This is a genomic window from Ruegeria sp. BB9, assembly GCF_056539345.1.
Window position 1 is genome coordinate 844,288 of the sequence record NZ_JBQFUU010000001.1, and the last position, 18,693, is coordinate 862,980.

Sequence of the window (18,693 nt, forward strand, 5' to 3'; positions counted from 1 at the left end):
CTACAAGACGACCGGACGGGTGAGTGCCGCAGAGACGGTGCACGGGCTGCCGAGGCAGGATGAAAGACGAGAGGCAAGAACAGATGGGCGGATTTATCGGTGGAATGATCGCCGGCGCGGTCGTTGTGTTGGTTCTGGGCGCAGTGCTTTCCCTGAACACGCCACTTGGCAGCAAACCGGATATTCAGACAGCGGCGCCAGCCGCGGCGGAAGCCGATCTGCCCAAGGCGGATACGGAAGTACAGGGCGCTGGTCCGGATTCCGATCTTGTCGAAATCGCACCACGAGCGCTCGAGGCGCTGGACGATACGTCGGATGGGGCCACTGGACTGGATGGCATTCAGGCCGAGCCGGATGATCGTCCGCAGGTCGGTGACACCGTGGCAGGCTTGAACGACCCGGGTGCGGGAGACGCCGCGTCGGTCGATGTGACGACCGACGCGCCAGCCGCGCCCCCGGCGCCCGGACCGGTTCCGTCCAGCCCGGACGAAGAGGTCCAGCCTGTCACTGTGGACGCGACGCCGCCGACCGCACCGCAGCCACCGGCGCAAGAGGTCACGGCCGTCGAGCCCGAGACCGCCGAACCAGAGACCACGGCAAATGCGGAACCCGAAGCGACCCCCGAGCCGGAAACAGCCGCGCTGCCATCGACGCCTGAGCCGGATCAACCGACCGGAACCGGCGACAGCCCGATCGCGGTCGAGGGGGACGAAGACACGCAGCCTCGCAAACGGGCCCGGATCGCGGCCTTGCCCCAGATCGGCGGCGAACAGGCAACGGCCTCATCCTCGATTGCCGGCAAACGCGTGATCCCGCTGACCGAACGCGATGATGCCCCGGCCGATCAGCCGGCAGAGGGTGAGGGCATGCCCGGCAAGCCGATCGATGCTTATGCGGCTGCCTTTGACAACCCGGATGCCAAACCGCTGATGTCGATCATCCTGATCGATGACGAAGGTGCGTTCGGGGCCGAGGCGCTGAAGGATTTTCCGTATCCACTGAGCTTTGCGGTCAGCCCTTCGGATCCGCAAGCGGCGGAGAAGATGAAGCGCTATCGCGAGGCTGGGTTCGAGGTTCTGGCCTTGACCGACCTGCCAAAGGCGGCCAGCGCGCAGGATGCCGAAGTTTCGCTGGCGGTCTGGCTTGAAACCTTGCCTGAAACCGTTGGCCTGCTTGAGGGCGTGAACACCGGGATACAAGGCAACCGAAAGTTGGCCGATCAGGTGGCTGCCATCGCGGCAGGAACGGGCCGTGGGCTGGTCGTGCAGGACAACGGGCTGAATACCGTTCAAAAGCTGGCCGCGCGGGCCGGTATTCCATCCAGTGTGGTGTTCCGCGACATCGACGGTGCGCGTCAGGATCCAACGGTCATGCGCCGGTTTCTGGACCAGGCCGCTTTTCGTGCCGGGCAGGAAGGCGCGGTTGTGATGCTGGGCCGATTGCGGCCCGAGACAATTTCGGCGTTGTTGCTCTGGGGGCTTGAGGATCGCGGCAACCGAGTTGCCCTGGCCCCGATCTCGGCGGTGATGAAAAGCCAGATCCAGTAATCAGTGTAGAAAAAGAAGAAAAGGCGGCCAGGTTAGCCGCCTTTTTTATGAATTCCCGGATCCGGTGAACCGCGCCGCATCCGCGGCGGCCCGCCTGATCGCATTCGATTTGTGCACGGTTTCCATATATTCGGCCTCGGGGTCGCTGTCATAGACGACACCACCGCCGGCCTGGATATATAGTTTCTGGTCCTTCACGATGGCCGTACGCAGCGCAATGCACATGTCCATGTCGCCACCGGCGCTGAAATAGCCGACACCGCCACCGTAGACACCGCGCTTTTCGGGTTCCAACTCGTCGATGATCTGCATCGCCCGGACCTTAGGTGCGCCTGACACCGTGCCCGCCGGCATCCCGGCAAAGAAGGCGTCCAGGGCATCCTTGTCGTCGGCCAACTCGCCCACAACGTTCGACACGATGTGCATCACGTGGCTGTAGCGCTCGATGATGAATTCCTCGGTCGGGCGGACGGTGCCGATTTTGGACACGCGACCTGTGTCGTTGCGGCCCAGGTCCAGCAGCATGAGGTGCTCGGCCAGTTCCTTTTTGTCGGCCAGCAAATCCAGCTCGTTCGCCTTGTCCTCTTCGGGGGTCGCACCACGGGGACGTGTTCCGGCGATCGGCCGGATGGTCACTTCGTTGCCGAACACGCGCACAAGTATCTCGGGGCTGGCGCCGATCACCTGAAAGCCACCGAAGTTGAAATAGAACATGAACGGCGACGGATTCGTGCGGCGCAAGGAACGATACAGTGCAAAGGGCGGCAGCGGGAAATCCTGCGTCCAGCGTTGTGCCGGAACCACCTGGAAGATGTCACCAGCCTGGATGTACTCCTTGGCCTTTTCCACGGCTTCCATGTAGCCCGATTTGGTGAAGTTGGATACCGGCGGCGCGATCTCGTGCGCTTCGCCCAAATCCCGCGATTCCGAGGGCATTGCGCGTTCCAGGTCGCGCACCGCGTCCATCACACGCTCGGCCGCTTGTGCGTAGGCGGCCTTAGCTGACTGCCCGTCGCTGGCCCAGGCCGGAGACACAATGGTGACTTCGCCTTTCACACCGTCCAAGACCGCAACCACCGACGGGCGCAGCAGTATCGCATCCGGCAGGCCCAAAGGATCGGGGTTAACATCCGGCAGGTATTCGACAAGGCGCACCATGTCGTATCCCAAATAACCGAACAGGCCGGCCGCAGCCTGGGGCAGGTCATCGGGCAGGTCGATGCCGCTTTCGGCGAGCAGCGCGCGCAGGTTGTCCATCGGGTTGCCATCTTGCGCGTCGAACGCATCCGCATCAAACCGCGCCGAACGGTTCAATTCCGAGGTTTCGCCCCGACAGCGCCAGATCAGATCCGGCTTCATCCCGATGATCGAATACCGCCCGCGAACTTCGCCTCCGGTCACCGATTCAAGGACGAAGGCGTCCTTCTGGGCGCCCGTCAGCTTGAGCATCAGCGAAACCGGTGTGTCCAGATCCGCGGCCAGACGGGTATAAACGACTTGGTTCTGTCCGGCCTCGTAGGCGCGGGCAAAGCTGTCGAAATCGGGTGTCAGAGCCATTTTCGTTCCGGTCAGAAGTTGGCCTGAACCGCGTTCAGCGCGCGCTGGTCCAGGGTCGGCCGCGCGCGTGTCTGAGCGTCGCGCACATAGATGTCGAAGATGTTTTGGGCCAGTGCCTGGTTCAGCTGAGCGGCAGCGGCTTCCTGCATCAGGCGCTGTTCGTCGGTTTCCGCAGGCGGAAGAACCTCGTCCAGCCGAACGATGAATGCCGCATCCGGTCCCGCGATCACGCGCAGCTCATTGGGCTCCATCTCAAAGATCTGGGTCATGAAGTCGGCCGGTACGTTATCCAGAAACGCGGTACGGGTCAGCGCGTTTTCGACACGGAATGGCAGACCGGTCGCCGTGAAATCACCGTCGACGGCCAATTGAGTCACGATGCCGTTGGCCTGTTCCTCAAGCGCCTTGGCCGTCTGTTCCTGTACCCATGCGGCGGCGACGCGGTCGCGAGCGGACTCCAGCGGCTCGGGGCGCGGCGGCAGAACCTCATCCAGCCGCAGGGCAAAGATCGAACCATCCTCGAGGAATCCGATTTCCGGGAAATCATCTTCGCGGACGGCCTGAGCGGCCTGGCGGAAGCCGTCATACGCGGCGATGCCGTCGTCGCTTTGGCGGGTCCAGTCAATCTTGCCAAGCTCCATTTCGGTTTCGTTGGCCAACTCTTCCAGCGTGGCGCCGCCGGCCAGCATGTCGTTGATATCTTCGGCCTGGCTTTCGATCAGGCGCCGGGCGCGTTCGCCGGCCAGCTCTGCGCGCAGTTCCGGTTCGGCGTCCTCAAAGCTCACGTTCTGTTCGGCCAGCGATCCGTTGACCCGGAACAGGGCCGGACCAAAGACCGAGGGCAGGGGACCCACGACCTGATCAATCTCCGCGGCAAAAACAGCATCCGCGGCCTCGCCCAGATCTTCGCGGGTCACATCACCCAGATCGACGCTGCTCAGTTCAAGTTCGCGTTCGCGTACCAGCTGCTCAAAATCCGCCCCGCCGACTTCCAGCTGCGCCATCGCCGCAGTCGCCTCTTCTTCCGAGGGGTAGACCAGCCGCTCAACCAGACGACGTTCGGGTTGCTGATACTGGTCCTTGCGCTGCTCATACAGACGCTTGAGCGCGTCTTCGTCGATTTCGACCGTATCCTGCAGCATCTCCGGCGACAGAACGGCGTAGGTGATCTTTTTGGTGCGCGGCAGAGTGAACCGATCGGTATTCGCGCCGTAATACGCTTGAATCTCGGCGTCTGTCGGCTCGGGGATCGGGGTCGTCAGAGCGTCCGGCGACAGAGTTGCGACGGTAAAGCTGCGGCGAGCGAGAACATAGTCGGCCAAGGCTTTGGTCATGATTGCGGGCATTTCAACACCGTCCATCATCGCGCCTTGGACAATTGTCCGTGCTGTTTCCTTTCGCAGGTCTTCCTCGAACTCGGTTTCGGTCATGCCGATCTGTTCCAGCTGGAACCGGTAGGCTTCGCGGTCAAAAGATCCGTCAGGGCCCTGAAAGGCCTGAATGCCGACGATTTCCTTCTGCAGGTTGGCATCACCGATCGAAACACCCAGCTGTGCGACCTCGTTGTTCAGGGCTGCCAGCGAAACCAGACGCGCCAAGGCCCGCTGATCCAGCCCCAGCTCGCGGGCTTGTGACATCTGCATCGGTTGACCGGTCTGCGCCTCGACCGCGCGGATTTCCCGCTGCAGCTCGCGGACATAGGCATCGACCGAAACGTCCTCATCCCCGACCTGGGCGACAGTGCGTACCGTTCCGCTGAGGTTGACGGCGCCAAAACCGGCAAGACCCAGCATCAGCATGCCCATGAGAATCCAAACGAAGGTTTTGGAGAGTTTATTAATGCCTGCGGCCATAGTGCCCTCTTGGATCTTGCGGCAGGGTTCTGCCGTGACTGTTGCGGCCCTGAATACGACGCGGGATGCCGGGGGGCAAGCTCAGAAGGACAGAGCCTGCAAGCGGTCGAACAATAGCCCGATTCCGGCACGGTCTAGATTGGCAAAAGCAATGCGCACCTGGCGTTTCCCGGCGGGGTCGTGATCGGGCATGAACATCGTACCCGGCAACAGCAGAATACCGGCCTGGGAGACCAATCTGCGCGCCAGTTCGTCCGACGGCATGTCGAACGGATGTTCGAGATAGGCGAAGTAGGCCCCCAGACCCAGCAGCCGCCAGCCCTTGTCGGTCAGGCGGGGCATGTTCTGCGTGATTGCGGCGCGGCGATCGAGAATCTCGGCGCGTTCGCCCGCCAGCCACTGCGACAGGTTCCGCATCCCCCACAGCGCCGCGAACTGGCCCATCTGGCCGGGGCAGATGGCGACGGTGTCGAGGAATTTCTCGACCTCGGACAGCAGCGGCGCACCTGTGGCGATCGCGCCCACGCGGTGGCCGGTCAGGCGGTAGGCCTTCGAGAAGGAATAGAGATGCACCAGCGTCCGGTCCCAGTTGGGCTGCTGGAACAGCGCGTGTGGCGGGCCGCTGCGGCTGTCGAAATCACGATAGGTTTCATCGACCAGCAGGCGCAGGCCATGCTGTTGCGCCAGGTCATAGAAGGCACGGACCAGATCCGCCGGGTATTCGACGCCACCCGGGTTGTTGGGTGTGACCAACGCGATCGCGCGCGTGCGCTTGGTGATCAGCGCGCGCGCCTGTTCCGGATCGGGCAGCAGGTCCGACCCGGTCGGCAGATCAACCGTTTTGACACCGGCCATGTCCAACCACATTTTATGGTTGAAATACCAAGGCGTTGGCAGGATGACCTCATCCCCCTGATCCGTGATCGCCGAGATGACCGAGGCAAAGGCCTGATTGCAGCCCGAGGTGATGGCTGTCTGCTCCGGCCGAACCTCGGCAGCGTAGTGATCGCCGATCTCACGCGCGAGCTCCGCGCGCAGATCGGGGTTGCCCAATACCGGGCCGTAGAGATGTGCGGCGTCCTGATTGATCGCGAAATCGGCCATCGCCTGCCGCAGCGCCAGAGGCGGCGGATCGACCGGCGCCGCCTGGCTGACGTTGATCAGCGGGCGGTCATCCGAGAACGTGACCCCTTCGAGCCAACGCCGCGCCTCCATCACCGGAGGGGCGAAGGTGGCGGCGGTGCGGGTCAATGTCATCGGGTGTCCGGTCTTGCTGATTTGTGGTGGTTAAGTGGGATCAGTCGGTGCCGCGATAGGGCTCGACATATTGCAGGGCCATATCCCAAGGGAAGAAGATCCAGGTGTCTTGGCTGACCTCGGTGATGAAGGTATCGACCATCGGGCGGCCCTTGGGCTTGGCATAGACCGTGGCGAAATGGGCCTTGGGGTACATCTTGCGCACCAGTTCCAGCGTCTTGCCGCTGTCGACCAGATCATCGATGATCAGCACGCCCTCACCATCCCCCATCAGATCGGCATCGGGGGCCTTGAGCACCTCTGCCTCGCCACGTTCCTGATGGTGATAGGATTTGACGCTGATGGTATCGACGGTGCGGATGTCCAGCTCTCGGCTGACGATCATCGCCGGTGCCATGCCGCCGCGCGTGATCGCGACGACGGCGCGCCAAGCACCGTCATCGGGGCCCTGACCGTCCAGCCGCCAGGCCAGCGCGCGCGAGTCGCGGTGAATCTGGTCCCAGCTGATATGAAAGCCTTTTTCGTGGGGCAGGCGGTCCTTTGCGCTCATGGTCTTATCCCTTTTCCACATCCGGCGCGTCGACGGCTTTCATGCCGACGATGTGATAACCCGAGTCAACGTGCAGGTTTTCACCGGTTACGCCGCTGCTGAGATCCGACAGAAGATAAAGGGCCGATTTGCCCACGTCATCGATGGTCACGTTGCGGCGCAGGGGAGAGTTGTACTCGTTCCACTTCATGATGTAGCGGAAGTCGCCGATGCCGCTGGCGGCGAGGGTCTTGATCGGCCCGGCCGAGATCGCGTTGATGCGGATGTTGTCCTTGCCCAGGTCCTCGGCCAGGTATTTCACCGACGCCTCGAGCGCAGCCTTGGCAACACCCATGACATTGTAATGCGGCATGACCTGCTCAGCACCATAATAGGTCAGGGTGATGGCGCTGCCGCCGTCAGTCATCAGCTTCTCGGCGCGTTGCATCACCGCGGTGAAAGAGTAGACCGACACGTCCATCGTCAGCTTGAAATTCGCGCGCGACGTGTCGACATAACGGCCGCGAAGTTCGTTCTTGTCGGAGAAACCAATGGCGTGGACGACGAAATCCAGCTTGCCCCATTTCTCTTTCAGCGCTGCGAACAGTTCATCGATCGACTCTTCGTTGCTGACGTCACACGGCAGGACGATTTCGCTCCCCAGTTGAGCCGCCAACGGGTCGACCCGTTTTTTCAGTGCATCCCCCTGATAAGAGAAAGCCAGTTCGGCTCCGGCTTCGGACAAGGCGCGGGCGATTCCCCATGCGATTGATTTGTCATTGGCCAGTCCCATGATGAGGCCGCGCTTGCCGGCCATCAACTGATTTGACATGTTCGGTTCTCCGCCTGTCGTCGCGATGTGTTGCGTTGGTTTATGCCATTGATTGCGCTGCATCAAGGCCATGCACTCTTGCCCGGGGCGGGTTCTCGCCGTAGGGTCATGTTCAATTCGTTCCAGGGGATGGACATGAGTGAGCGAAACGGCATCTTTGCCGGTGACGATCCGTTCGTGATCGCGGCCCGTTGGTTGGCCGAGGCCGAAAAGACGGAACCGAACGATCCGAACGCGATTGCCCTGGCGACCGTGGACCCCGATGGTATGCCGAACGCACGGATGGTGTTGCTGAAGGATATCGAGGCGGACTCCTTCGTTTTCTATACCAACTATCACAGTGCCAAGGCCCAAGAGCTGGATGCGGCCGGCAAAGCCGCCTTTGTGATGCACTGGAAATCACTGCGGCGTCAGATCCGGGTTCGTGGTACAATCACCAAAGAAGACGGTCCCTTGGCCGACGAATATTATGCGTCACGCTCGCTGAAAAGCCGGCTGGGTGCCTGGGCATCGCGACAGTCGGAACCTCTGAGCAGCCGGGCTGCCCTGATGGCCGAAGTTGCAAAGGTGACGGCAAAGCTGGGATCCAACCCGCCGAGGCCCGAATTCTGGGGTGGCTACAGGCTGACGCCGGTTGAAATCGAGTTTTGGGCGGATGGTGCCTTTCGGCTGCACGACAGGTTCCGCTGGCGGCGCGACCCGTCCGAGCAAAAGTGGAACGTACAGAGGTTGAATCCATGACGTTCGCGTATCGTGAAATGCAACACCCGGAAATGTCTGAATTTTTTCAGCTTGAATTTGCCCGACGTTTCCATACACATCAGACCCCTAACGACCCTTTGAATCTCGTGATGGGAACACCGTGCCAGAAGACCTGAACAGCATGTACCGCGTTCGTGGACACGTAAAATGGTTTGACCCCGCAAAGGGGTATGGCTTTGTCGTGTCCGACGATGGCGGTCCTGATATCCTGCTGCACGTGAACGTTCTGAGGAACTTCGGGCAAAGTTCGGTCGCGGATGGCGCGGGCATTGAGATCATGACTCACCGCACCGATCGTGGGGTTCAAGCGGTTGAGGTCGTGAGCATCGATCCGCCCGAACGGGCCGACTCGGTGATGCTGGCGGATTTCGCCGAAATGGATCCCAATGAGATCGCGCATGCGCCGCTCGAGGCTGCGCGGGTCAAGTGGTTCGACAAGAGCAAGGGTTTCGGCTTTGCCAATGTCTTTGGCCGCAGCGAGGACGTGTTTCTGCATATCGAAGTTCTGCGCCGGTCCGGGTTGGCCGATCTCCAGCCGGGCGAGGCGCTGGCGATGCGGGTCATCGACGGCAAGCGGGGGCGCATGGCCGCGCAAGTGCTTGCGTGGGAATCCGCGCTCAATGACTGAGCGCTGCGCGTGATGCGGATTCTGGCCGGTCTTCTTCTGAGTATTTTTCTGTCACAAGGCGCCTTTGCCGAATGCCGGCCTGACCGGGTGGACCTTCGCAATGACAAGGCACAGGTCCGGTTTCTGGTCGAATTGGCCGTTTCTCCGCAGGAGCGGGCAAAGGGTTTGATGTTCCGCGAAAGCATGCCTCAGGGCGAAGGGATGCTGTTCGTGTTCGATCCGCCCCAGCCGGTCGCATTCTGGATGAAGAACACCTTGATCCCGCTGGACATGATCTTTCTGGATCGCACTGGAGTGGTGACCCGTGTTCATGCCGACGCCGTACCGGGGGATCTGACCCCAATCGAGGGCGGCGATTCGGTCTTTGCGGTCCTTGAGGTCAATGCGGGACTGGCCGCCCGTTACTCGATCGCACCAGGTACGGTCATGCGCCACGAAATTTTTTCGCAAGGCTCTGCAATCTGGCCCTGTTAGGGCTTTTCAAATCCGAATGACGCCGTTAGGAAGGCGCACGGTCCGGGGCGTGGCGCAGTCTGGTAGCGCACCTGTTTTGGGTACAGGGGGTCGTGAGTTCGAATCTCGCCGCCCCGACCACTTTCCTTACAACGGAGTTCCACCGAAATAACGGTAGAGCCGTGTCAATTCATCATCCAGAACCGAGCTTTCGACGGGAACCTTGATCGTCGCTCCGTCCTTCTGGGGGACCAGGAAAAACAACTCGGCATCGACCCGGTAACCGGCCTGATTGCGGGTTGAAGACATGCGGCGCACCCCTTTGGGCAAGTCCTGCGGGTAACCGTCATAGTTGAGGATCAAGAACGCGGTGGTTTCCGGAGGCAGAGAGGAACGGCACTCGAAACTGCTGCGCTCGGGGCGTGTGAACCGTTCCTCCGGACCTTCGCAGCTGATCTCGAACGTGCTGAACAATTGATCGGGGTATTCGGCGAACTGAGCGCTGCGTGAAGACTTTTCCGGCTCCGGCGTCGCGCAAGCGGCCAGCAAGGTAAGAACCGGTAACAAACGGATAATCGAGGTTTTCACGGCGCACTCCGTCTTTTGTGTGTCGTGATGCGTCGCGTTGCGCTGCCACGAAGATTGGTGATTCTCCTCCCAGTATGGGGCACGGGCGGGCGGGTGACCATTTTCTCGTAACCGGGCCGGGAAAAAAGAAAATCCGATTTGACCGAACTGCACGGTTTTGTGGACAGCGTTGTGGAGGAATCGGCGCGTTCTGTCTTGGCCCATCCTGCGGTTTTGCGGTCAACAGAAAAGTTTTGGTTCGGAGCCAAAAAATGCCGTTGACCAACTATGGGTAGATACGCCAGATTGTATGAGCCGAGTGAGTTGCCACTAAATCTGGTAGGAATAGCCGGAGTTGGCATAGGGCGAGGGTCGGAAAGCACTCCAAACTGACGTGCAACCGTGCGAACGGGTTTGCGCTGCCAAAGGCAGCGCCCGGTCCTTAGCGTCCCTGATCGGCGGTCAAGGCGGGCGGCACCCCGCCAAAAAATGGAATTGGTGCCGGACAACCGAATTTGGGCTGATTGATCTAGGGCGGCGGACATGAAGATTGAAAGAACATTTACCAAGGCAGGGCAGGACGCATACGCAGAGTTGGACTTCGTGTCCGTCACGTCCGAGATCCGCAATCCGGATGGAACGATCGTGTTCCGCCTTGATAACATCGAGGTCCCCTCTCGGTGGAGCCAGGTCGCCAGCGATGTGATCGCTCAGAAGTATTTCCGCAAGGCCGGCGTTCCCAGCAAACTGAAAAAAGTCCGTGAGAAGGACGTGCCCGAGTTTTTGTGGCGCTCGGTTCCGGCCGACGATGCCGAATTTGGCGGCGAGACGTCTTCGAAGCAGGTGTTTGACCGCCTGGCGGGGGCGTGGGCCTATTGGGGCTGGAAGGGCGGTTACTTCTCGACCGAGGAAGACGCGCGCGCCTATTTCGACGAGATGCGCTACATGCTGGCGACCCAGCGCGCCGCGCCGAACAGCCCGCAATGGTTCAACACCGGTCTGCACTGGGCCTATGGGATCGACGGCCCGGCCCAAGGTCACCACTATGTGGACTACAAAACCGGCAAGCTGACCAAGTCGAAATCGGCCTATGAACATCCGCAGCCGCACGCGTGCTTCATCCAGTCGGTCGATGACGACCTGGTGAACGAAGGCGGCATCATGGATCTGTGGGTGCGCGAGGCGCGCCTGTTCAAATACGGCTCGGGTACCGGGACCAACTTCAGCCATCTGCGTGCAGAAGGCGAAGCGCTGTCGGGTGGCGGCAAGTCCTCGGGCCTCATGGGCTTTCTCAAGATCGGCGACCGCGCCGCTGGCGCGATCAAATCAGGCGGGACAACCCGTCGGGCAGCAAAGATGGTGATCGTCGATGCAGATCACCCTGACATCGAGCAATTCATCGAATGGAAGGTGATCGAAGAGCAGAAGGTGGCCTCGATCGTTGCTGGATCGAAGATGCACGAGAAGATGCTGAACGGCATTTTCGAGGCCATCCGCGCTTGGGACGGCGCACAGGACGACGCCTATGACCCCAAGAAAAACGACGCGCTGAAAGCGGCGATCCGCGAAGCGAAAAAGGTCGCGATCCCCGAGACTTATATCAAGCGCGTGCTGGATTATGCCAAGCAGGGCCACGACAGCATCGAGTTCCCGACCTATGACACCGACTGGGACTCTGAGGCCTACAGTTCGGTCTCGGGGCAGAACTCGAACAACTCGATCCGTGTGACCAACGCTTTCCTGAAGGCGGTAGCAAAAGATGCCGATTGGGAGCTGATCAACCGTACCGACGGCAAGGTTGCCCGGACGGTCAAGGCACGGGATCTGTGGGAAAAAGTCGGCCACGCGGCCTGGGCCTGCGCCGATCCGGGCATTCAATTCCACGACACGGTCAATGAATGGCACACTTGCCCTGAAGACGGCGAGATTCGTGGCTCGAACCCGTGCTCAGAGTACATGTTCCTGGATGACACGGCCTGCAACCTGGCTTCGATGAACCTGTTGACCTTCCTGAAGGATGGCGAGTTCCAGGCGGCCGACTACATGCACGCGGCCCGTCTGTGGACGCTGACGCTGGAAATCTCGGTGACGATGGCGCAGTTCCCGTCGAAAGAGATCGCACAGCTGTCTTACGACTTCCGTACGCTGGGTCTGGGTTATGCCAACATCGGCGGGCTGCTGATGAATATGGGCTATGGCTACGACTCGGACGAGGGTCGGGCGATCTGTGGCGCCCTGACCGCGATCATGACCGGCGTTGCCTACGCCACCTCGGCCGAGATCGCCGGAGAGCTGGGGCCGTTCGCCGGCTACAAGCGCAACGCCGAGCATATGCTGCGGGTCATCCGCAACCACCGTCGCGCTGCGCAGGGTGTGACCGAGGGCTATGAGAAGCTTTCGGTCAAGCCGGTGCCGCTGGATCACGCCAACTGTCCGGACAAACGCCTTGTCGATCTGGCCATGAGTGCCTGGGACGAAGCGTTGAGCTTGGGCGAGAAGAACGGCTATCGCAACGCGCAGGCCACGGTGATTGCGCCGACCGGCACGATCGGTCTGGTGATGGACTGCGACACCACCGGGATCGAGCCCGACTTTGCGCTGGTGAAGTTCAAGAAACTGGCCGGGGGCGGCTACTTCAAGATCATCAACCGCTCGGTGCCGTCGGCGCTGGAAAAGCTGGGCTATTCCTCGGCCCAGATCGAAGAGATCGTGTCCTACGCGGTGGGTCACGGCACCTTGGGCAACGCGCCGGGGATCAACCACACCTCGCTGACCGGTCACGGGTTCGGCCCGAACGAGCTGGCCAAGATTGACGCCGCGCTGGAAAGCGCGTTCGACATCCGGTTCGTCTTCAACCAGTGGACGCTGGGCGAGGATTTCTGTACCGGTGTTCTGGGCATCCCGGCCAGCAAGCTGAACGATCCGACCTTTGACATGCTGCGCCATCTGGGTTTCAGCAAGTCGGATATCGACGCGGCCAACGACCATGTCTGCGGCACCATGACCCTGGAAGGGGCCCCGCATCTGAAGCCCGAGCACTATGCAATCTTCGACTGCGCCAACCCGTGTGGAAAGAAGGGCAAGCGGTTCCTGGGTGTTGACAGCCACATCACCATGATGGCTGCGGCGCAAAGCTTCATCTCGGGCGCGATCAGCAAGACGATCAACATGCCCAATGACGCTACGATCGAAGATTGCCAGAAGGCCTACGAGCTGTCCTGGAGCCTGGGTGTCAAGGCCAACGCGCTGTATCGCGACGGGTCCAAACTCAGCCAGCCGCTGGCAGCGGCGCTGGTCGAGGATGACGACGAAGCGGCTGAAATCCTCGAAAGCGGCTCGATCCAGGAAAAGGCCGTGACGCTGGCCGAGAAGGTCGTCGAAAAGGTGGTGGTCAAAGAGATCATCCGCAGTCACCGCGAAAAGCTGCCGCACCGTCGCAAGGGGTATACCCAAAAGGCGATCGTGGGAGGGCACAAGGTTTATCTGCGCACCGGCGAATTCGAAGATGGGCAGCTGGGTGAGATCTTCATCGACATGCACAAAGAAGGCGCTGGCTTCCGTGCGATGATGAACAACTTCGCCATCGCCGTCTCGGTCGGTCTGCAATATGGCGTGCCGCTGGAAGAGTTTGTCGACGCCTTCACCTTCACCAAGTTCGAACCGGCCGGGATGGTTCAGGGCAACGACTCGATCAAAAACGCGACGTCGATCCTCGACTACATCTTCCGCGAACTGGCCGTGTCGTACCTCGATCGCACCGACCTGGCGCATGTGAAGCCCGAGGGCGCAACATTCGACGACCTGGGTCGTGGCGAGGAAGAGGGCGTATCGAACGTCTCGGAGATCAGCGACAGCGCGGCTTCGAAATCCTTGGAGGTGCTGAAACAGATCAGTTCGACCGGCTATTTGCGCAAGCGTTTGCCGCAGGACCTGATGATGTTCAACGGTGCCGCCGAAGCGACCGGACTGTCCGAAGCGGCCGTGACCTTTGAAACCAAGAGTGAAACCACCGTCGTCACCGAAACGGCCACCGGGATGGATGCCCGGACCAAAGCCAAAATGCAGGGATACGAGGGTGATCCGTGTGGCGAATGCGGAAACTACACGCTGGTGCGCAACGGCACCTGCATGAAGTGCAACACCTGCGGGGCAACCAGCGGGTGTAGTTAAGGCAAACGCCCCGCCAGGCGGGGTGTAGGGACCTGGATTTCCCCCCGGACTTCCGGTCCCGACGAATTCGGAGCAGGGCAAAACCTGAGACTTACCCTAGGTCGCCCTGGTCCACTCGGCCGGCATGCCCGTGCTGGCCGGGAACAGGGTGGGGCGGAATATCGGTCCTTCCCACTCTCTCACGGGGCGGGTGCGCTCGCCCCATGTGCAGTCCAGGCCGCAGGCAAAAAAACACCGGGCGGTCAACGAATTGAGCCTGGACGGCAAAACTGACAGGGGGCTTCGGCCCCCTTTCTTTTTTCGACTCAGTCGGGCTGAGCGACAGTTTGCCGGGAACAGGGGTACGGATGAGGGAAGTTGTGCCGATAGGCCGGCAAGCGGCTTGGCGCAGCGAAAGCTTGCGAATCCAAATGGCCCAAACGGGCAGGGATTGGCGCGAATTGCGGGAAAATCTCTGCGGTCGATGACAGTGCGGCTGAGCGGGTGTTTTGTGTGCCTGTCCGGACAGACTACCACAAACCCCCTATCAGGAGACTGACAATGAACTCTCAGAAACTGGCCGTTCTGGCCGCAGTTGCCCTCGGGTTCCCTGTGCTTGCATTCGCGCAGAGCTCGGCAGACGCAAATGGCAACGGCGTTCTGACCATCGAAGAGGTTCAGGCCGTTGTGCCGGACATGGATGCCGATGCGTTCGCGCTTTTGGACGCGAATGGTGACGGCGCTTTGGATGAGGCCGAAATCGCAGCCGCGCAAGAAGCCGGTCTGCTGCCGCCCAGCAACGGTTAACAGTTTGAAAAACGAGGCAGCCCAGAGTGATCTGGGCTGCTTTTCAATTGGTTATGCAGGCAAGTGAATGTTGAACCTGCTTCTGAGTTCCGCATCCAGCGCGGGATCGAAACGCGCCGGAGACGGAGCGCCAAGGATCTCTTCTTTGCGCGCGGTGGCCTTTTCGACCAGGTCCGGCTTGCCCAGCTCGGCCCATTCCTTGGGCGAGGTCCGGTCGCCAAGCGCCGGATAGACATAGTCGGCCTGCATCCGGCTGAGTGTTGCGTCGGTTCCCAGGTAGTGACCCGGGCCACCGAGACAGACCGACGCGATCTGGTCCAGCGCCAGCGTGTCGTCCGTGACCTCGATCCCACGAACGCATCGCAGGGCCTGACCAATCAGATCGTCACCAAGGATCAGGCTTTCAAAGCAGAAACCCAGCAGCGAAGCGTGCATGCCGGCTGCTTCGTAGACCATGTTCAGGCCGGACAGCCCGGCCATGACGTTGGAACACATCTGCTCCCATCCGGCTTGCATGTCGGGCAGTTTGGAGTCCGAAGCACCGGCTGCAGCGCCACCGGGCAGGTCATAGAATTTGTGCATCTGGGCGCAACCTGCCGTCAACAGGGCCTGCTCGCCAGACCCGACGCTCATTGCACCGGTCCTGAGATCAAGGCCAAATGGCCAAGTGCCAAAAACCGCCGGGGCGCCTGGGCTTACGGCGTTTACATAAACCAGACCGGCGAGGCATTCCGCCGTAGCCTGGACAATCGCACCGGCCACCGTTGACGGGGCCGTGGCACCCGCCATCCCAGCGGATAGCAACAGGACCGGCATCCCCGCCTTGATGCATTCTTCCATCACCTGGCAGCTCTCGGTCGCGAATTTCATCGGCGGCACGACAAAGCAGTTCGAGTTCGAGACGAAGGGCCGTTCACGCCATTTATCCTCGCCGCCAGCGATCATATGCAGCATTTCCATGGCCGGAGCTACATAGCTGGGGTCTGTGAAGGATGTTCCGACATGCTTGTAAGTCCCAGAACAACAAGCATAAATCGTGTTCAGGTCCATCTCGCGGTTGTCGGTGATGTCACGGCAGACCATGGGGCGCTGCACGAAATGGATATTGTCCAGTTGTTCGCAAATCCGCGCGGCATCGTGCAAGTCCTGCACGGTTGAGTCGCGGTAGTTGCGGCCTTGGGCGTCGACCATGCTGACGGCTGCACCGGCGGTTCCATAATGAACGCGTCCGCCGGACAGTTCGAGATCGGTTTTGCCGTCGCGGCTGTACAGCGTTACCGACCGGTTGGCGCGGGCGATCGTGTCCTCGACCAGCGCCCGGGGAAAACGGATGCGTCCGTCATCGCCCAGCGTACAGCCGGCATTGACCAGGTAATCGATCCCGCTGGGTGGCGCGTCGGCCAGACCGATGGTTTCGAGCGCATCGAGAGCGGCGGAGTGAATACGCTCCATGTCCTGTTGGCTGAGCGGTTTGTAGGTGCCGCCCTCAAGCCCCGGGCGGACGGGGCGCAGATGTTCGGGCAGGGCCGCGGCACGGGCGGCCCGTCGGGCGGCGCGGCCGCCACTGCGGGACGTTGAGCGGGATTGGTCGTTCATGGTGAGGATTCCAAATTGAAAGTCAGGTCAAAAGGGGGAAGCTTCAACCCGTCCCGGCCGTCCTCGTGCCGCACGCCCCCGATCGGCACCGATGGTGCGGCTGATCAGGCAGATCTTCCAGATATCGTTTGGCATGTGGTCCTCAACTCCTGCGACGAATGGTGTCAGGGTCCGCGCAAGCAATCTGTCCTGTTTGCGACCGATGTCGCTTTTGGCCCCGAAAATTTGGAACTTCGATGAACGCCGCAGGAAATCCTCACGCAAAGGGCGAAATATGTTATGCTTCCATTACTTATTGTTAAGATTTGCGTGACTTGAATTGATCTGACGGCACCAAAGCACATGTTTAATTGAGGTGCACATCACCGCATCTGTTGCAATCGCAAAGGGTGCTGAATGAAAACTCGGAGGGCTGCATGAAACTGATCCGCGCCTTGCTGTCGGTCCTGCTGATTCCAGCGGCGCAGGTGGCGTTGGCCGAGGATTGGACGGGTGCTTATGCCGGGTTCACCTTCGGTTATACCGACGCGGACGGTCCTGGCGGCAGCGGTGGCAATTCGGGCAGCATCGGTGCGAATATCGGATACGATCTGGATCTGGGCAGCTTCGTCGTCGGGGGTGAGTTGGAATATGACCGGCTGAATCTCGACTTAGGAGCCTCGGAGGGCAGTTTGGACAGCGTGTCCCGCGTGAAACTGCGCGGAGGGTACGAGTTCGGGCCCGCTTTGGGCTACGTCGTGGTGGGTGCCGCGCGGGCGAATACTTCGGGCGACAGCGACACGGCGGCCGTCTACGGGATCGGCGTAGCCTATCCTCTGAGTGACCGGCTGATCATCAGTGGCGAAGCCTTGCGGCAGAATTTCAACGATGTCACGCGGTCGCGCGGCGATCTGGACACCAACACCTTCAATCTGCGCACGACCTTCCGGTTCTGAACGAAACCCGTCTGCAGTTACTCGGCCGCTGTCTGACCCGCTAGCCGGGCGGCGAAATCGCATAGGGTCTGAAGGGCGGCGGCGAACCGGTCATCGTCAATGGTCATGGCCACACGCACATGCCCTGCGGCGGCTTGGCCAAAACTTTCTCCGGGCATGACCGCGATGGCGTGGGTGTCCAGCAGCGCATTGGCGAAGTCTTCGCCGCTTTGCCCCGTCGCGCGGATGTCCAGCATCAGATACATCGCGCCTTGGGCCGGGATCAGGCCCACGGTGTTCTGTCGGGCCAGAACCTGCATCGCCAAGGCGCGGCGGCGGCGGAAGGGAGCCGCGACCTCTTCCTCCAGTTCGTCCCCGGCGGTCAGCGCAAAGCTGGCAGCGTCCTGAATGAATCCCGGAACCCCGTAGGTGGTGTGCGTGGCGAGGTTGATCAAATGGTCGATGGCCTCTTCGGGGCCGACGATCCAACCGCAGCGTGATCCGGTCATGGCGTGGGATTTCGACATCGAGCCCACGACAAGGGTGCGGTCGGCCATACCGGGCAGGGCGCGGGGCGACAGGTGCGCGCCGTCCCAGACCTGCGTGTCATAGACCTCGTCCGAAATCAGCCAGATGTCGCGTTCGCGGCACAGATCGGCGATCTCGGTCAGGGTCTCGCGGGAATAGACGACCCCGGTCGGGTTGTTCGGCGTGTTGATCAGCAGCGAAGCGGCACCCTTGGCCTGTTCCGCGATCATGGCCGCGTCGGGTTGAAAGGCGTCCTCGGCTCGGGTCTGAACCGCGCGCGCGATCGCGCCGGCCCCGCGGATCGTGCCGGGGTAGGTGGCGTAGAACGGATCGAGATAGAGGCCCACATCGCCCGGGTCGCACACGGCCATATGCGCGGCGAACAGCGCGGCCTGTCCGCCCGGGGTGATCAGCACGTTGTGGCGCGTGGTGGGAACGCCCGTCCGGGTCTGCACCCGCGCGGCCACGGTATCGCGCAGCAGATCGGTGCCCGGAACCATGGCGTATCCGGTATGGCCCGCGCGCGCCGACCGGTCCATCTCGGCCAGGATCGAGGGGTGGGTGCGGATGTCATGCTCGCCGATGGTCAGCTCGGTCACGGCTTGGCCTTCGGCGATCATGCGGCGCGCACGATAGAACACGTCCCACCCGTCCGAACCTCCTCCGGTCAGATGCGTGATGCGGTGCGAAAGTTTCATGGCGCGCCTCCGTTGC

15 protein-coding genes and 1 tRNA gene are annotated in these 18,693 nt (G+C 61.3%); 8 read left to right on the forward strand and 8 right to left on the reverse strand.

What is annotated here, in order from left to right:
* Nucleotides 1–83 precede the first annotated feature (83 nt).
* On the forward strand, nt 84–1,547 hold the full coding sequence (locus ACR0FC_RS04235; RefSeq protein ID WP_170338447.1) for a divergent polysaccharide deacetylase family protein: 1,464 nt from the start codon (nt 84–86) through the stop codon (nt 1,545–1,547).
* Between the two features lie 45 nt (nt 1,548–1,592).
* On the opposite strand, the gene trpE is transcribed toward ACR0FC_RS04235, so the two are convergent.
* From trpE to fabI, 5 genes are all read right to left on the reverse strand, one after another.
* Entirely contained in the window at nt 1,593–3,104 is a 1,512-nt protein-coding gene (gene trpE / locus ACR0FC_RS04240) for an anthranilate synthase component I (protein ID WP_170338448.1), read from the reverse strand.
* An 11-nt stretch (nt 3,105–3,115) separates the two neighbouring features.
* A complete protein-coding gene (locus ACR0FC_RS04245; RefSeq protein ID WP_170338449.1) occupies nt 3,116–4,957 on the reverse strand; it encodes a peptidyl-prolyl cis-trans isomerase in 1,842 nt (613 codons plus the stop codon).
* A gap of 81 nt (nt 4,958–5,038) precedes the next feature.
* Nucleotides 5,039–6,214 carry an aminotransferase gene (locus tag ACR0FC_RS04250; RefSeq protein WP_170338451.1) on the reverse strand — a complete coding sequence of 392 codons (1,176 nt, stop codon included), beginning with the start codon at nt 6,212–6,214 and terminating at the stop codon, nt 5,039–5,041.
* Nucleotides 6,215–6,254: 40 nt separating this feature from the next.
* Nucleotides 6,255–6,764, reverse strand: coding sequence for a xanthine phosphoribosyltransferase (gene gpt / locus ACR0FC_RS04255; protein ID WP_170338452.1), 510 nt, complete (start codon nt 6,762–6,764; stop codon nt 6,255–6,257).
* Between the two features lie 4 nt (nt 6,765–6,768).
* The gene (gene fabI / locus ACR0FC_RS04260; protein ID WP_170338454.1) at nt 6,769–7,575 is read right to left on the reverse strand and encodes an enoyl-ACP reductase FabI; all 807 of its coding nucleotides are present in this window, start codon (nt 7,573–7,575) and stop codon (nt 6,769–6,771) included.
* A 135-nt stretch (nt 7,576–7,710) separates the two neighbouring features.
* Between fabI and pdxH the strand changes: the two genes are divergently transcribed.
* The 4 genes from pdxH to ACR0FC_RS04280 all read left to right on the forward strand — a co-directional run bounded on the left by pdxH (nt 7,711) and on the right by ACR0FC_RS04280 (nt 9,559).
* The gene (gene pdxH / locus ACR0FC_RS04265) at nt 7,711–8,316 is read left to right on the forward strand and encodes a pyridoxamine 5'-phosphate oxidase (RefSeq protein ID WP_170338455.1); all 606 of its coding nucleotides are present in this window, start codon (nt 7,711–7,713) and stop codon (nt 8,314–8,316) included.
* 121 nt (nt 8,317–8,437) lie between these two features.
* Nucleotides 8,438–8,965 (forward strand): cold-shock protein, encoded by a 528-nt coding sequence (locus ACR0FC_RS04270; RefSeq protein ID WP_093962172.1) that lies wholly within the window; start codon nt 8,438–8,440, stop codon nt 8,963–8,965.
* A 12-nt stretch (nt 8,966–8,977) separates the two neighbouring features.
* A complete protein-coding gene (locus ACR0FC_RS04275) occupies nt 8,978–9,439 on the forward strand; it encodes a DUF192 domain-containing protein (RefSeq protein WP_170339450.1) in 462 nt (153 codons plus the stop codon).
* 43 nt (nt 9,440–9,482) lie between these two features.
* Nucleotides 9,483–9,559 (forward strand) — tRNA-Pro (locus ACR0FC_RS04280).
* Between the two features lie 6 nt (nt 9,560–9,565).
* On the opposite strand, the gene ACR0FC_RS04285 is transcribed toward ACR0FC_RS04280, so the two are convergent.
* Nucleotides 9,566–10,006, reverse strand: coding sequence for a hypothetical protein (locus ACR0FC_RS04285; protein WP_367646342.1), 441 nt, complete (start codon nt 10,004–10,006; stop codon nt 9,566–9,568).
* A 522-nt stretch (nt 10,007–10,528) separates the two neighbouring features.
* Between ACR0FC_RS04285 and ACR0FC_RS04290 the strand changes: the two genes are divergently transcribed.
* Entirely contained in the window at nt 10,529–14,155 is a 3,627-nt protein-coding gene (locus ACR0FC_RS04290) for a vitamin B12-dependent ribonucleotide reductase (RefSeq protein ID WP_170338456.1), read from the forward strand.
* A gap of 540 nt (nt 14,156–14,695) precedes the next feature.
* Nucleotides 14,696–14,941: an EF-hand domain-containing protein gene (locus ACR0FC_RS04295; RefSeq protein ID WP_170338457.1), complete on the forward strand. Its 246-nt coding sequence runs from the start codon at nt 14,696–14,698 to the stop codon at nt 14,939–14,941.
* A gap of 51 nt (nt 14,942–14,992) precedes the next feature.
* Here ACR0FC_RS04295 and ACR0FC_RS04300 read toward each other — a convergent pair whose 3' ends face one another.
* Nucleotides 14,993–16,537 (reverse strand): trimethylamine methyltransferase family protein, encoded by a 1,545-nt coding sequence (locus ACR0FC_RS04300; protein ID WP_170338458.1) that lies wholly within the window; start codon nt 16,535–16,537, stop codon nt 14,993–14,995.
* Nucleotides 16,538–16,953: 416 nt separating this feature from the next.
* Between ACR0FC_RS04300 and ACR0FC_RS04305 the strand changes: the two genes are divergently transcribed.
* Nucleotides 16,954–17,472, forward strand: a complete 519-nt coding sequence (locus ACR0FC_RS04305; protein ID WP_170338459.1) for an outer membrane protein — start codon at nt 16,954–16,956, stop codon at nt 17,470–17,472.
* A 17-nt stretch (nt 17,473–17,489) separates the two neighbouring features.
* On the opposite strand, the gene ACR0FC_RS04310 is transcribed toward ACR0FC_RS04305, so the two are convergent.
* Nucleotides 17,490–18,677, reverse strand: coding sequence for a pyridoxal phosphate-dependent aminotransferase (locus ACR0FC_RS04310; protein WP_170338460.1), 1,188 nt, complete (start codon nt 18,675–18,677; stop codon nt 17,490–17,492).
* Nucleotides 18,678–18,693 lie beyond the last annotated feature (16 nt).

What these genes read in the sequence shown, in the direction of transcription:
- fabI (WP_170338454.1), bottom strand. Translation starts at nt 7,575, where the DNA reads ATGTCAAATCAGTTGATGGCCGGCAAGCGCGGCCTCATCATGGGACTG.
- pdxH (WP_170338455.1), top strand. Translation starts at nt 7,711, where the DNA reads ATGAGTGAGCGAAACGGCATCTTTGCCGGTGACGATCCGTTCGTGATC.
- trpE (WP_170338448.1), bottom strand. Translation starts at nt 3,104, where the DNA reads ATGGCTCTGACACCCGATTTCGACAGCTTTGCCCGCGCCTACGAGGCC.
- ACR0FC_RS04310 (WP_170338460.1), bottom strand. Translation starts at nt 18,677, where the DNA reads ATGAAACTTTCGCACCGCATCACGCATCTGACCGGAGGAGGTTCGGAC.
- ACR0FC_RS04290 (WP_170338456.1), top strand. Translation starts at nt 10,529, where the DNA reads ATGAAGATTGAAAGAACATTTACCAAGGCAGGGCAGGACGCATACGCA.
- ACR0FC_RS04295 (WP_170338457.1), top strand. Translation starts at nt 14,696, where the DNA reads ATGAACTCTCAGAAACTGGCCGTTCTGGCCGCAGTTGCCCTCGGGTTC.
- ACR0FC_RS04235 (WP_170338447.1), top strand. Translation starts at nt 84, where the DNA reads ATGGGCGGATTTATCGGTGGAATGATCGCCGGCGCGGTCGTTGTGTTG.
- gpt (WP_170338452.1), bottom strand. Translation starts at nt 6,764, where the DNA reads ATGAGCGCAAAGGACCGCCTGCCCCACGAAAAAGGCTTTCATATCAGC.
- ACR0FC_RS04275 (WP_170339450.1), top strand. Translation starts at nt 8,978, where the DNA reads ATGCGGATTCTGGCCGGTCTTCTTCTGAGTATTTTTCTGTCACAAGGC.
- ACR0FC_RS04250 (WP_170338451.1), bottom strand. Translation starts at nt 6,214, where the DNA reads ATGACATTGACCCGCACCGCCGCCACCTTCGCCCCTCCGGTGATGGAG.
- ACR0FC_RS04245 (WP_170338449.1), bottom strand. Translation starts at nt 4,957, where the DNA reads ATGGCCGCAGGCATTAATAAACTCTCCAAAACCTTCGTTTGGATTCTC.
- ACR0FC_RS04305 (WP_170338459.1), top strand. Translation starts at nt 16,954, where the DNA reads ATGAAACTGATCCGCGCCTTGCTGTCGGTCCTGCTGATTCCAGCGGCG.
- ACR0FC_RS04300 (WP_170338458.1), bottom strand. Translation starts at nt 16,537, where the DNA reads ATGAACGACCAATCCCGCTCAACGTCCCGCAGTGGCGGCCGCGCCGCC.